Genomic DNA, 16350 nt, shown 5'->3' with positions numbered 1-16350 from the left:
TTTCATAAGCAATGAAAAAACTGATTATTATATTGATGGCATTGATAGCATATAGCACTCAGATGCTTGCTGATAAAGTGTCTTTTACTGCTTCTGCTCCTGACGCAGTGGTAGTAGGTGACCAGTTCAGGCTGTCGTATACTGTTACTACACAAAAAGTGAAAGATTTCCGGGCACCATCGATCAAAGGTTTTGATGTGTTGATGGGGCCAAGCCGTTCACAACAAAGTAATACTCAAATAGTAAATGGTAATGTTACGTCTACTAGTAGTATTACATTCACATATATATTAATGGCAAATAATGCCGGAGAATACACAATACCCGGTGCCTCAATTATTGCTGATGGCGATCAAATGGTATCAAATTCAGTAAGGATTAAAGTATTGCCACAAGATCAAGGTAGTAGCAATAGTAGCAGTAGCTCTTCTACACATTCCTCATCTGGTACAGGGGTCTCTAACCAAGACTTGTTTATTACAGCAAGTGCCAGTAAAACGAATGTGTACGAACAGGAAGCATTTGTCCTGACCTATAAAATATACACCAGAGAATCCAATTTACAACTGAATAATGCAAAGTTACCCGACTTTAAAGGTTTCCATTCTCAAGAAATCGAAATGACTACAAATGCGAGATGGACTCCGGAACATTATCAGGGACGTAATTACTATACGACAGTTTATCGTCAGTTCGTTCTCTTCCCGCAACAATCAGGAAAACTATATATTGATCCTGCTCAATTCCAGATGACAGTTGGTAAACCTGTACAATCTGATGATCCTTTTGATGCTTTCTTCAATGGAGGAAGTAATGTCATTGAAATAAAAAAATCAATTTCCACCCCTAAAATAGCAATAAATGTAAATCCGCTTCCTGCAGGTAAACCGGCAGATTTCTCCGGTGGAGTGGGAGAGTTCAATATTTCTTCATCTATCAACAACAAGGAACTGAAAACCAATGATGCTATTACTATTAAACTAGTAATATCCGGTACAGGTAACCTGAAGTTAATTTCTAATCCAGAAATTAAATTCCCAGATGATTTTGAAGTATACGATCCCAAAGTAGACAATCAAGTCAGATTAACCCGGGAAGGACTTACAGGTAATAAGGTTATCGAATATTTAGCAATTCCGAGACATGCTGGAACATATAAGATTCCAGGAGTATCTTTCAGTTATTTTGATATTCGCTCCAAATCTTATAAAACGCTGAAAACAGAAGAATATGTAATAAACGTTGAGAAAGGTGTGGGTAATGCAGATCAAGTAATTGCTAATTTCACTAATAAAGAGGATTTGAAAGTATTAGGTGAGGACATCCGTTACATCAAACAAAACGAAGTTACTCTCCAGCCTAAAGGAAGTTTCTTCTATGGTTCAATGACATATTGGCTATTCTATATCATTCCGGCTCTTGCCTTTATTATTTTCTTTATTATTTATCGTAAGCAAGCTGCTGAAAATGCGAACGTAGCTAAAATGCGTACGAAGAAAGCCAATAAAGTAGCAACAAAACGTATGAAGTTAGCTGGAAAATTACTCTCAGAAAATAAGAAAGATGCTTTCTATGATGAAGTTTTAAAGGCACTGTGGGGATATATAAGTGACAAACTGAATATTCCGGTATCTCGTTTATCTAAAGATAATATTGAAGAGAAGCTAAGAAATCATGGAGTAAATGAGGAACTAATCAAAGAATTCCTGAATGCATTGAATGACTGTGAATTTGCCCGGTTTGCTCCAGGTGATGAAAATCAAGCCATGGATAAAGTTTATTCTTCTTCAATAGAAGTAATAAGCAAAATGGAGAATTCGATAAAACATTAACCCAGAAGAGATTGTGTCATGAAAAAGATATTATTTTTTATATTATTATCAATGTCACTTACTTGTTTTGCACAAGATTCGTTAAACATTGATTCTAAACAAACCAATGGAGCTGATTCTATCCACGCTTCACACACCACATTTTCCAGTAACACACTGGAAGATGCCACAAAAGCTGAAGGCGATTCCGCATATATAAAAGAAGATTATGCAGCAGCTATTCAAATATATGAAGCATTATTAAAAAATGGAGAAGCTGCTGACGTTTATTACAATCTGGGAAATAGTTATTATAAAATAGGAGAGATAGCGAAAGCTGTTTTAAATTATGAGCGTGCCTTGTTATTGCAACCTGGAAATGGCGATATACGTGCTAATCTTGAAGTGGCACGCGCAAAGACAATAGACAAAGTTGAGCCTGTTCCTGAAGTGTTCTTTGTTTCATGGATCAAATCTCTGACAAATAGCATGAGTGTAGATGCATGGGCCACATGGGGTATTGTATCCTTTATTCTATTGATTATAGCTCTTTACTTTTTTATATTCTCTAAACAGATTGTGTTAAAGAAAGTAGGCTTCATATTAGGAATTGTTTTTCTGATTGTCACCATTTGCTCTAATCTTTTTGCTTCACAACAAAAAGAACATTTAGTCAATCGAAATGAAGCTATAGTAATGAACCCAAGTGTAACAGTTCGAAGTACTCCAAGCGAGAGTGGTACCAGTTTGTTTATTCTGCATGAAGGGAGAAAAGTAAACGTCAAGGACAACTCTATGAAAGAATGGAAAGAAATTCGGTTGGAAGATGGAAAAGTAGGATGGGTACCAGCTTCCGCTATTGAAGTAATATAAAGGTCATTAATAGATTTTATAAATTCAAGAAAAAAAGATAAGCAAATAATTTGTTTTATCTTTTTTTTTTGCTTAAGTTTATAGCGTGATAAAAAAATCACATAGTATTAACCATTAAATTTATGAGACATGAGAACAATAACGTTTAATGAACTTCGTAAAATTAAAGATTCATTGCCTAGCGGTAGCATGCATAGAATAGCAGACGAACTTGGTTTGCACGTAGATACAGTGCGAAACTTTTTCGGAGGACACAATTTCAAGGAGGGAAAAAGTGTCGGAATACATCTTGAGCCCGGTCCAGATGGTGGGCTTGTAATGTTGGATGATACGACCGTTCTTGATCGGGCTTTAAAAATCCTAGATGAATTGAATATGAGTATGCAAAAAGAACAGGCTACCGAATCTGTGCAAGTTTAAAATATAACAAACTGAATCCCAATTGAATCAAACAATTGGGATTTCTTATTTGTTTTCACCTTATAAAATGTACATTTATGGAAGACAAATTAGTAACCCTAGCCATTCTGACATACACTAAAGCGCAGATCTTAAAGAATGTCTTGGAAAATGAAGGTATAGAAACATACATTCATAACGTAAATCAAATACAACCGGTTGTTTCTTCGGGGGTGCGTTTACGCATAAAGGAAAGCGATCTGCCACGTGCTTTGAAAATAACAGAAAGTTCTACATGGCTGTCTGAAAGTATAGTGGGAGAGAAGGAGCCCAAAACAGAAAATAAGTCAAATAAGATTTTAATTCCCGTTGACTTCTCTAATTATTCGATGAAAGCGTGTGAATTTGCATTTAACCTAGCAAAAACAGAAAATGCTGAAGTCATTTTGTTGCACGTCTATTTTACGCCTATATATGCTTCATCATTACCATATGGAGATGTTTTCAATTACCAGATTGGAGATGAAGAATCCGTAAAAACGATTATTCAGAAAGTTCATTCTGACCTCAATGCCTTATCAGAAAAGATAAAAGAAAAAGTCACATCGGGTGATTTTCCCAATATTAAATATAGCTGTATCTTACGTGAAGGTATTCCAGAAGAAGAAATCTTAAGATATGCTAAGGAACAGCGTCCTATGGTTATCATCATGGGGACTCGGGGAAAGAATCAGAAAGATATCGATTTGATTGGCAGTGTAACTGCTGAAGTTATTGATAGAAGCCGCACAGCTGTACTGGCCATTCCCGAAAACACACCATTTAAACAGTTTAGTGAAGTAAAACGGATCGCCTTTATTACCAATTTTGATCAAAGAGATTTAATTGCTTTCGAAGCATTCTTTAATACTTGGAAATCATTCCATTTTTCTGTATCTTTAATACATCTTACTGATTCCAAAGATACCTGGAATGAAATAAAACTAGCAGGTATAAAAGAATATTTTCACAAGCAATATCCAGGGCTTGAAATTCATTATGATGTAGTAATGAACGATAATTTGCTAAAAGGGCTTGATCAGTATATCAAAGATAATCAAATAGATATAATCACTTTGACTTCTTACAAAAGGAATATATTTGCTCGGTTATTTAATCCAAGTATTGCTAGAAAAATGATTTTTCATTCTGATACGCCATTACTTATTATTAATAGCTGATCAGATCAAGCAAAAAACGGGCATTTACGATTATGGAATAATCAATATTATGTTTAATTAAAAAGGAGCAATGTTATTATATTGCTCCTTTTTAATTTTTATCAATTGAAGAAAAATACATATGTATTTTTTGATTATCTCTCCTCAATATGAATTATACGAAAAAAAGAAGGTTACTATTTCTAGCAACCTTCCCATATTTTTCAGACTTATAATTTTCCTGAAAACGATATTACTTCATCAGTTTATCGATTTCTTCAAATTCAGGTCCCATGTTCAAGTTATAGTAAACTCTATAAAGACCTTGTAACCATAAATCTTGTTGATCAGGTTTCAAAGCTCTAGCTTTTTCATAGAATGGTTTAGCTTCTTCGTAGAATTTCTTAACTACAGCCTGTGCTTCAGCATATTTAGGATCATTGATATCTGTTGTTGCTTTATCAGCATAATCCTGTGCTTTCATCAAATATACCAAGCCTACATTAGAGTATGCTTCTGCATATTCCGGATCAGCAGCAATAGCTTTCTTGTAGTATTCGATTGCATTATCATACTCTTTCATATTATGATAAAGATATGCTTTTACATACAAATACAACTTATTGTTCGGATCATTAGATAACATTCTGTCAGCAAACTCCATAGCTTTTGAAGCTTGATTAGAGCTATTATAATAATCAACCAAATTAGCAAAGAAATAATCATTTCCAGGGAACTTTAGGATACCCTCTTCCAAAGATTTAATCCAAGCAGCAGTATCACCTTTAGCTTTATAGGCATCAGCCATCAATTGCATTGCAAATTTACCTCCGTCCTTATCAGATAAAGCCATTGGGGCATATTTAATAATAGCATCTTTATCACCTACCCTATCAGCAGCCAATGTAGCATAATATGCAATTTGTGGGATAAGAGTATCATTCTTAGCCAATTCTTTATCAGCTAGCATCGGATACGAAGCTGATTCAACATATGTTGCAAAGAATTTCAAGGCTTCTTTATTCTTATCCAAGTTAAAATACTGAATACCACCATTAATCAAATTAGGACGTTCAGCCAACATACTTGAAGCATTTGCTTTCCGGTATTTGTTTTTAACTTTTCCCTTTTCATTAGGTATTTCCGCTAATTCATCACACTTAGTATAGTACTCATACATTTTCAGAATACTATTATACACTTTCAATGTATCATACGGTTTTTTCAAAAAAGCATTTTTCATTTGCTCTTCGTTGATACGTCTCTGAATAAATCCAGCAACGTCCCATGTGTCAGCAAGATCCTTCGTTTCAGGATTCTTCATAGCTTCTTTAATAAGCTGCTCAGCCTGCTTAAAATTAGGTTTTACGTCATTAGCCATACTCTTTGCTTCTTTCACATTTTTCATCTGTGCGAATGAGAAGCTAACAGCCATCAATAAAACCATCGAAAATAATACTCTTTTCATGATTGTTGTTTGATTAATTATTAATATTATGTCTATTCCTCGATTTCGTTGTTGCTTTCGTTTTCATTTACGTCTGCTACATCATCAATATCAGGAGCATCAGCATTCGGATCACTCACAATTGTTCCTTCTGCTTCTTCTGCCGGAATTTCATCTTCAAGACTTTCTGTCATAACCTTACATACCGAACCAATCTGGTCGTTACGTTTTTCTAAATTTATCAGACGGACACCTTGAGTAGCACGGCCCATAATACGAACATCAGCCACTTTCAAACGAATAGTGATACCAGACTTATTGATAATCATCAAGTCATTTTCATCAGTTACTGACTTGATTGTTACCAACTTACCTGTTTTTTCGGTAATATTCATGGTCTTCACACCCTTACCACCACGGTTCGTCTTACGATAGTCTTCTATTTCAGAACGTTTGCCATATCCTTGTTCGGAAACTACCATCACAGATTCTGTCTTCAAATCTTTGATACAAATCATTCCTACTACTTCATCCTGGCCATCATTATCCAATGTAATACCGCGTACACCTGTTGCTGTACGTCCCATTACACGAACTGCTGCTTCATGGAAACGAATTGCACGTCCATTACGATTGGCAATGATGATTTCATTGTTTCCATTCGTCATACGAACTTCAATAACACTGTCATCTTCACGGATAGTTATGGCATTTACACCATTCTGACGAGGACGAGAATACTGTTCTAGTAATGTCTTCTTTATTACCCCTTTCTTAGTACAGAACAATACATAATGGCTATTAATAAACTCAGAATCTTCCAAACTCTTCACACGCAAGTATGCAGTTACATTATCGTCCGAGTCAATATTCAACAAATTCTGAATAGCACGTCCCTTAGAATTCTTCGTTCCCTCAGGTATTTCATATACTTTCAGCCAATAGCACTTGCCTTTTTGTGTAAAGAACATCATCGTATTGTGCATGGTAGCAGGATAAATATGTTCTACAAAGTCTTCATCACGGGTCTCCGTACCTTTCGAACCTACACCACCACGATTTTGTGCACGGAATTCAGTCAACGGAGTACGTTTGATATAACCCATATGAGAAATTGTAATAATCATCTGATCATCTGCATAGAAGTCTTCCGGATTGAACTCTTCTGAAGAATAAACGATTTCAGAACGACGTTCATCTCCATATTTCGTTTTAACTTCCAACAATTCATCTTTCATTACCTGACGGCATACTTCATCATCAGCCAAAATACTTTCCAAATAAGCTATCTGCTTCATTATTTCTTCGTATTCCGCATGAAGCTGATCCTGCATCAGACCTGTCAATTGACGCAAACGCATTTCTACAATTGCGCGAGACTGAATTTCTGTCAGGTTGAATCGCTCAATCAAGCCTGCTATAGCGTCATTAGGAGTTTTTGCTGCACGAATGATACGAATTACTTCATCAATATTATCCGAAGCGATAATCAAACCTTCAAGAATGTGCGCGCGTTCTTTCGCTTTACGAAGATCGAACTGAGTACGACGAATAACAACTTCGTGTCTATGTTCGATGAAATATTTAATTAAATCTCTCAGATTCAACGTCTTTGGACGTCCATGAACCAAAGCAACATTATTTACGCCAAAAGATGTCTGCAAAGCTGTCATTTTATAGAGTTTGTTCAACACTACACTTGCATTTGCATCACGTTTGATGTCAATAACAATACGCATACCGTCACGGTCAGACTCATCGTTGGCATTTGAGATACCTTCTATTTTCTTATCATTTACAAGATCAGCTATATACTTAATCAACTCGGCCTTATTTACATTATAAGGGATCTCGGTTATTACGATCTTATCATGTGTCTGTCCGCTTTCGATTTCGGCTTTCGCACGCATAATTACACGTCCTCGTCCAGTCAAATATGCCTCGCGTACACCACTCACACCATATATAAACCCACCAGTAGGGAAATCTGGTGCTTTGACAAATTCCATCAGTTCCTCTACTGTAATTTCCGGATTATCAATATATGCTTCACATGCTTCAATTACTTCTGAAAGATTATGAGGAGGCATATTTGTAGCCATACCTACAGCGATACCGGATGCTCCGTTCACCAGAAGATTCGGGATACGTGTCGGCATAACTTTAGGTTCTACCAGCGTATTATCAAAGTTAGGCTCAAAATCGACGGTTTCCTTATACAGGTCATCCATCATTGCTTCACCCAACTTATTAAGACGAGCTTCTGTATAACGCATAGCAGCAGGGCTATCACCGTCTACAGAACCAAAGTTCCCCTGTCCATCTACCAAAGGATAACGCATTGCCCATTCCTGAGCCATACGCACCATTGCAAAATAAACAGAAGAATCTCCATGAGGATGGTACTTACCGAGTACCTCACCCACAATTCTGGCTGATTTCTTATAAGGTTTGTCTGAAGTATTGCCCAATTCCATCATTCCGTATAAAATTCTACGGTGAACAGGCTTAAATCCATCTCTAACATCCGGAAGGGCACGTGAAACGATGACCGACATGGAGTAGTCAATGTACGATGACTTCATTTCCTCCTCGATGTTAATCTTTATAATTCTGTCTTGTTCAAGCATTTAAAATGATTATTAATTATACATTCTACGGTTTGTGAAAAACCACGCTAAAGTACTACTTTTCCCCGATATACGAAAGTTTTTAGAAAGAAAGTTTTAGCATGACCGGGACGACAATTCATTAAACTTTAAAATTCGAAAATAAAAAGATAAAAACGATAAATATAATATGGAAAGATAGATAACATTGGTAAAAAAGAGCTGGATATTTGTTATACCTTATATATATAATGCAAATACACCGTTTTTATGGCACGCCATTTGTAGATATAAGAAATAAAGCAAATATTGCAATACAAACTTGATTAATGCGTATATTTGCCAGTGAATAACCCTTAGAAGAAAAGGAAAAGTATGAATAATCAATTCTCACAAAGAGTTTCCGACATTATCGTCTATAGTAAGGAAGAAGCGAATCGGTTGAGAAGTAGGTATATAGGCCCTGAGCACCTGCTTCTGGGAATCCTCCGTGACGGTGAAGGAAAAGCTATCGAGATATTGTCTAAACTCAACACCAATCTAGCTGCAATAAAGCAACAGATTGAAGCTCAACTGAAGGCAGAAGCTGATGATATGTTATTGCCTGATGCAGAGGTACCGTTATCTAATGATGCGGCAAAGATATTAAAAATGTGTATTTTAGAAGCTCGTGGAATGAAAAGTAACATCGCTGATACAGAACATGTATTATTGGCTATTTTAAGAGAAAAAAACAATATGGCCGCTTCTGTACTTGAAGCAAACGATATAAATTATGTGAAAGTACTGGAGCAAGCTACATTGCAGCCAGATATAAACTCTGGTATGGGTTTCACGGAAGACGATGATGATGACGAAGAAATGTCCTCTCCCCGTTCCGGCAGAGGTGGTTCGGACGAACGCCAACAGGCACAAACCGCTTCAAAAAAGCCGTCTAATGACACGCCGGTACTTGACAATTTCGGTACTGACATGACAAAAGCGGCAGAAGAAGGACGCTTGGATCCTGTTGTCGGCAGAGAGAGAGAAATCGAACGTTTAGCGCAGATCTTAAGCCGCCGCAAAAAGAATAATCCGATTTTGATTGGTGAGCCTGGTGTAGGAAAATCAGCGATTGTTGAAGGTCTTGCATTAAGAATCATTCAGAAAAAGGTTTCGCGGATTCTGTTTGATAAACGAGTGGTTGCTCTTGATATGACTGCTGTTGTAGCAGGAACCAAATATCGTGGACAATTTGAGGAACGTATTCGTTCCATTCTCAATGAATTACAGAAAAATCCGAATGTAATATTATTCATTGATGAAATCCACACGATTGTAGGCGCAGGTTCTGCGGCAGGTTCTATGGATGCTGCCAATATGCTAAAACCGGCATTGGCAAGAGGAGAAATACAATGTATCGGTGCTACCACTCTTGATGAATATCGTAAGAACATTGAGAAAGATGGCGCTTTGGAACGTCGTTTCCAAAAAGTAATAGTAGAACCGACTACCGCTGCCGAAACTTTGCAGATTTTGCGTAATATCAAGGATAAATATGAAGACCACCACAATGTGTATTATACGGATGAAGCATTGGAAGCATGTGTCAAGCTGACAGACCGCTATATCACAGATCGTAATTTCCCTGATAAAGCTATTGACGCTTTAGACGAAGCCGGTTCACGTGTACATCTTACCAATGTCAATGTGCCCAAAGAGATAGAAGAACAAGAAAAACTGATCGAAGAAGCCAAAAGCAAGAAAAACGAAGCTGTGAAATCGCAGAATTTCGAACTTGCAGCCAGCTTCCGTGATAAAGAAAAAGAGCTTTCTGTCCAATTAGATGAAATGAAAAAAGAATGGGAAGCCAATCTGAAGGAAAACAGGCAAACTGTTGATGCAGAAGAAATTGCCAATGTCATCTCAATGATGTCAGGCATTCCGGTACAACGGATGGCACAGGCTGAAGGTATCAAGCTCGCAGGTATGAAAGAAGATTTGCAGGCTAAAGTCATCGCACAAGATACAGCAATAGAAAAACTGGTTAAAGCTATTTTGCGAAGCCGTGTAGGGCTAAAAGATCCTAATAAGCCAATTGGTACATTTATGTTCTTAGGCCCGACAGGAGTTGGTAAAACTCACTTAGCAAAAGAGTTAGCCAAATATATGTTTGGTTCTGCTGATGCACTGATTCGTATAGATATGAGTGAATATATGGAAAAGTTCACTGTTTCACGCCTGGTTGGAGCACCTCCGGGATACGTAGGATATGAAGAAGGTGGCCAGCTGACAGAAAAAGTGCGCCGTAAACCATACTCGATTGTATTGCTTGATGAGATAGAAAAAGCACATCCGGATGTGTTCAACATCTTGCTTCAGGTTATGGATGAAGGTCGTCTGACTGACAGTTATGGCAGAATGGTGGATTTCAAAAATACTGTTATTATCATGACTTCCAATATAGGAACCCGTCAGCTGAAAGAATTTGGACGTGGCGTTGGTTTTGCGACACAAAGCCGCCTGGATGATAAAGAATTCTCGCGAAGCGTAATACAAAAAGCTCTAAATAAATCATTCGCGCCCGAATTTATCAATCGTGTAGATGAAATAATCACGTTTGACCAACTTTCTCTGGAAGCAATAACAAAGATTATAGACATAGAGCTGAAAGGATTGTATGATAGAATAGAATCTATTGGTTACAAGCTTGTTATTGAAGATAAGGCGAAAGAATTTATCGCCGGCAAAGGATATGACGTACAATATGGCGCCCGTCCTTTGAAGCGAGCAATTCAAACTTATCTGGAGGATGGCTTATCCGAGCTCATTATTTCCTCCTCTTTAAAAGAGGGAGATACTATTCAGGTATCTCTCAATGAAGAAAAAGGTGAATTGGAGATGAAAGTTGTCACTCCGGAATAAAATTATTTCCTGAATAAGAAAATAAAATAATATGCCATAATGTCAGACCTTCGGGTCTGGCATTTTTTTTGTCTCTATCTGAACAAACATCAATTAAAATTAATCAATAGATAAACTAAAAAATATACGTATTATGCAAAAAGGTAATATTGGGGTTACAACAGAGAACATTTTCCCTATCATTAAAAAGTTTTTGTACAGTGACCATGAGATTTTTCTGCGCGAGTTAGTATCTAATGCGGTAGACGCCACTCAAAAGCTGAATACGCTTGCTTCTATTGGCGAATTTAAGGGTGAACTGGGTGATTTAACCGTTCACGTTGAATTGGGCAAAGATACCATTACTATTTCCGACCGTGGTATCGGTTTGACTGCAGAGGAAATTGAAAAGTACATCAATCAAATAGCCTTTTCAGGAGCTAACGACTTCCTGGAGAAATATAAGAATGACGCAAATGCCATTATCGGACATTTCGGACTTGGCTTCTACTCTGCTTTTATGGTTGCAAAGAAAGTGGAAATTATCACTAAATCATACAGAGACGGTGCACAAGCCGTAAAATGGACTTGTGATGGCAGCCCTGAATTCACTATTGAAGAAATTGAAAAAGCTGATCGTGGATCAGACATCATCTTATACATTGATGATGACTGCAAAGAATTCCTCGAAGAAGCACGTATTTCCGAGCTTCTGAAGAAATATTGCAGCTTCCTTCCTGTTCCCATTGCATTTGGGAAAAAGAAAGAATGGAAAGACGGCAAACAGGTAGAAACAGCCGAAGATAATATAATCAATGATACCACTCCTTTGTGGACACGTAAACCTAGCGAACTTTCGGATGAAGATTACAAATCATTCTATAGTAAGTTATATCCAATGTCTGATGAACCACTATTCTGGATTCACCTGAATGTTGATTATCCATTCCATTTGACTGGTATCCTCTATTTCCCGAAGGTAAAGAGCAATATTGAATTAAATAAGAATAAGATTCAGTTATATTGCAACCAGGTATATGTTACGGACTCGGTTGAAGGTATTGTGCCGGACTTCCTGACTTTGTTACATGGCGTAATCGATTCTCCGGATATTCCGTTGAACGTTTCCCGTTCGTATTTGCAAAGCGACTCGAACGTGAAGAAGATTTCAACTTATATCACAAAGAAGGTTTCCGACCGTTTACAGTCTATATTCAAGAATGACCGTAAGCAATTTGAAGAAAAGTGGAATGATTTAAAAATATTTATCAATTACGGAATGCTCACACAAGAGGATTTCTATGATAAAGCGCAAAAATTTGCCCTTTTCACCGATACAAATGACAATCATTACACATTTGAAGAGTATCAGACTCTTATTAAAGATAATCAGACAGATAAAGATGGAAACCTAATCTATCTGTATGCAAATAACAAGGATGAGCAATATAGTTATATTGAAGCTGCCACCAACAAAGGATACAATGTTCTGCTCATGGATGGCCAGTTGGATGTAGCTATGGTGAGCATGCTGGAACAAAAACTTGAAAAATCCCGTTTCACTCGTGTAGACAGCGATGTCGTTGACAATCTTATTGTAAAAGAAGATAAGAAAGGTGAAACGTTGGAAGCCAATAAACAGGATGCAATCACAACAGCCTTCAAGAGTCAATTGCCTAAAATGGATAAAGTTGAATTCAATGTCATGACACAGGCATTAGGAGAAAATTCAGCTCCAGTCATGATTACTCAAAGCGAATATATGCGTCGTATGAAGGAAATGGCGAATATTCAGGCCGGAATGAGTTTCTATGGTGAAATGCCTGATATGTTTAATCTAATTCTGAATTCAGACCATAAGTTGATAAAACAGGTATTGAATGAAGAAGAAAGTGCTTGTCAGGCAGAAGTAGCTCCGATACTTTCTGAAATGGACAATGTCAACAAACAACGCAACGAGTTGAAAGACAAGCAGAAGGATAAGAAAGAAGAAGAAATTCCCACATCAGAAAAAGATGAACTAAACAATCTGGATAAGAAGTGGGATGATCTGAAAAGTAAGAAAGAAGCTATCTTTATCGGCTACGCAAGCAATAATAAAGTTATCCGCCAGCTGATCGATTTGGCCTTATTGCAAAACAATATGCTAAGAGGTGAAGCTTTGAATAACTTCGTAAAACGTAGCATAGAATTGATTTAATATCGCCCCTTTAAACATTACACATACTTCAAGAAAGAGCATTCAACGTTAAATACACGTTGTAATGCTCTTTTTCAATTTAAAACGATCGGTAAAATATCGATTAATTGAAAAGTATTGTATATATTTGAACACTTAATAGACAAAAAATTCAATTGTTTGATTTGGGTTATGAGAAAGATTTTTTTAGTGTTAATTACTTTATGGCTGATTATTCCGGCTATCCATGCCCAAAAAGTAGGACTTGTATTAAGCGGTGGTGGCGCCAAAGGGATGACACACATCGGTATCATTCGCGCTTTGGAAGAAAACAACATTCCTATTGATTACATTGCAGGCACTTCTATGGGAGCCATTATCGGTTCTTTATATGCTATGGGATACTCTCCTGACGACATGGTAGAACTTCTCAAGTCGGAAGACTTTAAACGATGGTATTCCGGAGAAGTGGAAGAGAAATATGTATATCACTTCAAAAAGAATCTTCCCACTCCCGAATTCTTCAATATTCGTTTTTCATTCAAAGACTCACTGAAAAGTTTGAAACCTCAATTCCTGCCTACCAGTGTTGTCAATCCGATTCAGATGAATCTCGTTTTCGTAGACCTATATGCACGTGCCACAGCTGCTTGTAAGGGAGATTTTGATAAACTTTTTGTTCCTTTCCGCTGCATTGCGTCCGATGTATACAACAAGAAACAATTAGTCATGAAGGAAGGAGATTTAGGAGATGCCGTCAGAGCTTCCATGAGCTTCCCATTCATGTTTAAACCTATTGAAATAGACAATGTATTAGCCTATGACGGAGGTATTTATAATAACTTTCCTACAGATGTCATGAGAGATGATTTTCATCCGGATGTCATCATAGGAAGCGTCGTGTCAACCAATCCCACTAAACCCAAAGAAAATGACCTCATGAGTCAAATTGAAAATATGGTGATGCAGAAAACCGACTATTCCATTCCGGACTCCATGGGGATTTTAATGACGTTCAAATATGACAATGTCAATCTAATGGATTTTCAACGCATTGACGAATTACACGATATAGGATATAATCGAACCATCAGCATGATGGATTCAATCAAAAGTCGTATCCATCGGCGTGTAAATCTGGACAATATACGTTTAAGAAGAATGGTATACCGGAGTAATTTTCCGGAGCTACGCTTTAAAAATATCATCATCGACGGAGCTAATCCACAACAACAAGTATATATTAAAAGAGAATTTCATAAATCAGACAACAAAGAATTCACTTATGAGGATTTAAAACAAGGTTATTTCCGATTGTTATCTGATAAAATGATTTCCGAAATTATACCACATGCAATTTATAATCCGGAAGACGATACCTACGATCTACATTTAAAGGTGAAATTAGAAAATAATTTTGCTGTGCGGTTGGGAGGAAATATATCCACTTCCAACTCCAATCAGATCTATCTGGGGCTTAGCTATCAGGATTTAAACTACTATGCCAAAGAGTTTATCCTTGACGGGCAACTCGGAAAAGTATATAATAACGTGCAGTTTATGGCAAAAATTGACTTCGCCACTGCCATTCCTACCTCATACCGCCTTATAGGCTCAATCAGTACTTTCGACTATTTCAAGAAAGACAAACTTTTCTCGCGAAATAACAAACCCGCCTTTAATCAGAAAGACGAACGTTTCTTAAAATTGCAGGTCGGATTACCTTTCCTTTCGAGCAAGCGAGCAGAGTTTGGGGTCGGAATTGCGAAAATAGAAGATAAATATTTTCAGAAAAGCGTCATTGACTTTGGAAATGACAAATTTGACAAAAGTCGCTATGATTTATTCGGTGGATCAATCAGCTTTAATGGAAGCACCCTAAATTCTAAACAATACCCTACACGTGGATACAGAGAAGCTCTTGTTGCCCAGATCTTCGTTGGAAAAGAGCGATTCTACCCAGGCGAAGGAAGTACCACCAACAACAATAATAAAGACCATCACTCATGGTTACAATTATCATACATGAAAGAGAAATATCATAATATGAGTGAACATTGGGTTTTAGGGTGGTATTTGAAGGCATTATATGCCTCTAAAAACTTTTCCGAGAACTATACGGCCACAATGATGCAGGCTGGAGAGTTTTCGCCCACGCTACACAGTAAATTGACCTACAACGAAGCCTTTCGTGCCAATCAATTTGTGGGAGCCGGTATTCGGCCTATTTACCGTTTAAACCAGATGTTCCATCTTCGGGGAGAATTTTATGGCTTTATGCCCATTTATCCAATCGAAAAAAACTCGTTGAATAAAGCATATTATGGAAAAGCTTTCTCCAAGTTTGAATATTTAGGAGAAATTTCTGTTGTATGTCAATTACCTTTTGGAGACATCTCTGCATATGTAAATCATTATAGCTCACCGAAAAGGGAGTGGAATGTCGGACTAAGTATAGGTTGGCAACTATTCAATTATCGGTTCATAGAATAATTTTCTACAAAAAAAGTCGTTGAAAAGCTTGCTAGTTCGGGAAAAGTCCGTATCTTTGCACCCGTTAAAACGAAATAATGGTCGCGTAGCTCAACTGAATAGAGTAGCTGACTACGGATCAGCCGGTTACAGGTTTGAATCCTGTCGCGATCACTTTTTTGAATTAACAAAATGGCCGCGTAGCTCAACTGAATAGAGTAGCTGACTACGGATCAGCCGGTTACAGGTTTGAATCCTGTCGCGGTCACTGAAAACTTACAAATTATAGGGTCGCGTAGCTCAACTGAATAGAGTAGCTGACTACGGATCAGCCGGTTACAGGTTTGAATCCTGTCGCGATCACTTAATCCTCTGCATTTTATGTGGAGGATTTTATTTTTCCCCCATTTCATCGAAGAAATCGGGGCTCAGTCTGAAACCTTGGGGGATTGCGTTAAAATTCTTATTTTTGCATCAT

Annotated in this window: 9 protein-coding genes and 3 tRNA genes; 10 read left to right on the top strand and 2 right to left on the bottom strand. The window is 37.3% G+C overall.

The window, feature by feature from the left end:
* Positions 1-11: 11 nt before the first annotated feature.
* The 4 genes from DW173_RS01555 (at position 12) to DW173_RS01540 (ending at position 4303) form a co-directional block, all read left to right on the top strand.
* Entirely contained in the window at positions 12-1832 is a 1821-nt protein-coding gene (locus DW173_RS01555) for a BatD family protein (RefSeq protein ID WP_120143516.1), read from the top strand.
* 18 nt (positions 1833-1850) lie between these two features.
* A complete protein-coding gene (locus DW173_RS01550) occupies positions 1851-2684 on the top strand; it encodes a tetratricopeptide repeat protein (RefSeq protein ID WP_004314372.1) in 834 nt (277 codons plus the stop codon).
* 129 nt (positions 2685-2813) lie between these two features.
* On the top strand, positions 2814-3104 hold the full coding sequence (locus DW173_RS01545; protein WP_004295969.1) for a hypothetical protein: 291 nt from the start codon (positions 2814-2816) through the stop codon (positions 3102-3104).
* A 77-nt stretch (positions 3105-3181) separates the two neighbouring features.
* Positions 3182-4303, top strand: coding sequence for a universal stress protein (locus tag DW173_RS01540; protein ID WP_087318607.1), 1122 nt, complete (start codon positions 3182-3184; stop codon positions 4301-4303).
* 232 nt (positions 4304-4535) lie between these two features.
* Here the strand turns inward: DW173_RS01540 and DW173_RS01535 are convergent, their stop codons facing one another.
* Both DW173_RS01535 and gyrA read right to left on the bottom strand, forming a co-directional pair.
* Complete coding sequence (locus tag DW173_RS01535) at positions 4536-5750, bottom strand: tetratricopeptide repeat protein (RefSeq protein ID WP_008022355.1); 1215 nt, start codon at positions 5748-5750, stop codon at positions 4536-4538.
* Between the two features lie 32 nt (positions 5751-5782).
* Complete coding sequence (gene gyrA, locus DW173_RS01530) at positions 5783-8359, bottom strand: DNA gyrase subunit A (RefSeq protein WP_008022356.1); 2577 nt, start codon at positions 8357-8359, stop codon at positions 5783-5785.
* Between the two features lie 354 nt (positions 8360-8713).
* Here gyrA and DW173_RS01525 point away from each other — a divergent pair, with 354 nt between their 5' ends.
* From DW173_RS01525 to DW173_RS01500, 6 genes are all read left to right on the top strand, one after another.
* Positions 8714-11242 carry an ATP-dependent Clp protease ATP-binding subunit gene (locus DW173_RS01525; RefSeq protein WP_004314507.1) on the top strand — a complete coding sequence of 843 codons (2529 nt, stop codon included), beginning with the start codon at positions 8714-8716 and terminating at the stop codon, positions 11240-11242.
* Between the two features lie 133 nt (positions 11243-11375).
* Complete coding sequence (htpG, locus tag DW173_RS01520) at positions 11376-13421, top strand: molecular chaperone HtpG (RefSeq protein WP_117684117.1); 2046 nt, start codon at positions 11376-11378, stop codon at positions 13419-13421.
* 171 nt (positions 13422-13592) lie between these two features.
* Positions 13593-15893 (top strand): patatin-like phospholipase family protein, encoded by a 2301-nt coding sequence (locus tag DW173_RS01515; RefSeq protein ID WP_008022360.1) that lies wholly within the window; start codon positions 13593-13595, stop codon positions 15891-15893.
* A gap of 79 nt (positions 15894-15972) precedes the next feature.
* Positions 15973-16046: transfer RNA gene (locus DW173_RS01510), tRNA-Arg, on the top strand.
* Positions 16047-16066: 20 nt separating this feature from the next.
* Positions 16067-16140, top strand: a tRNA-Arg gene (locus DW173_RS01505).
* 21 nt (positions 16141-16161) lie between these two features.
* A tRNA-Arg gene (locus DW173_RS01500) sits at positions 16162-16235 on the top strand.
* Positions 16236-16350: the final 115 nt, after the last annotated feature.

This window comes from Bacteroides sp. AM16-13, assembly GCF_003602705.1.
In the GTDB taxonomy this organism is placed as follows: Bacteria; Bacteroidota; Bacteroidia; order Bacteroidales; family Bacteroidaceae; genus Bacteroides; species Bacteroides xylanisolvens.
Note: the sequence above shows the minus strand (reverse complement) of the source record. Positions and strands in the feature narration are given on the sequence as shown.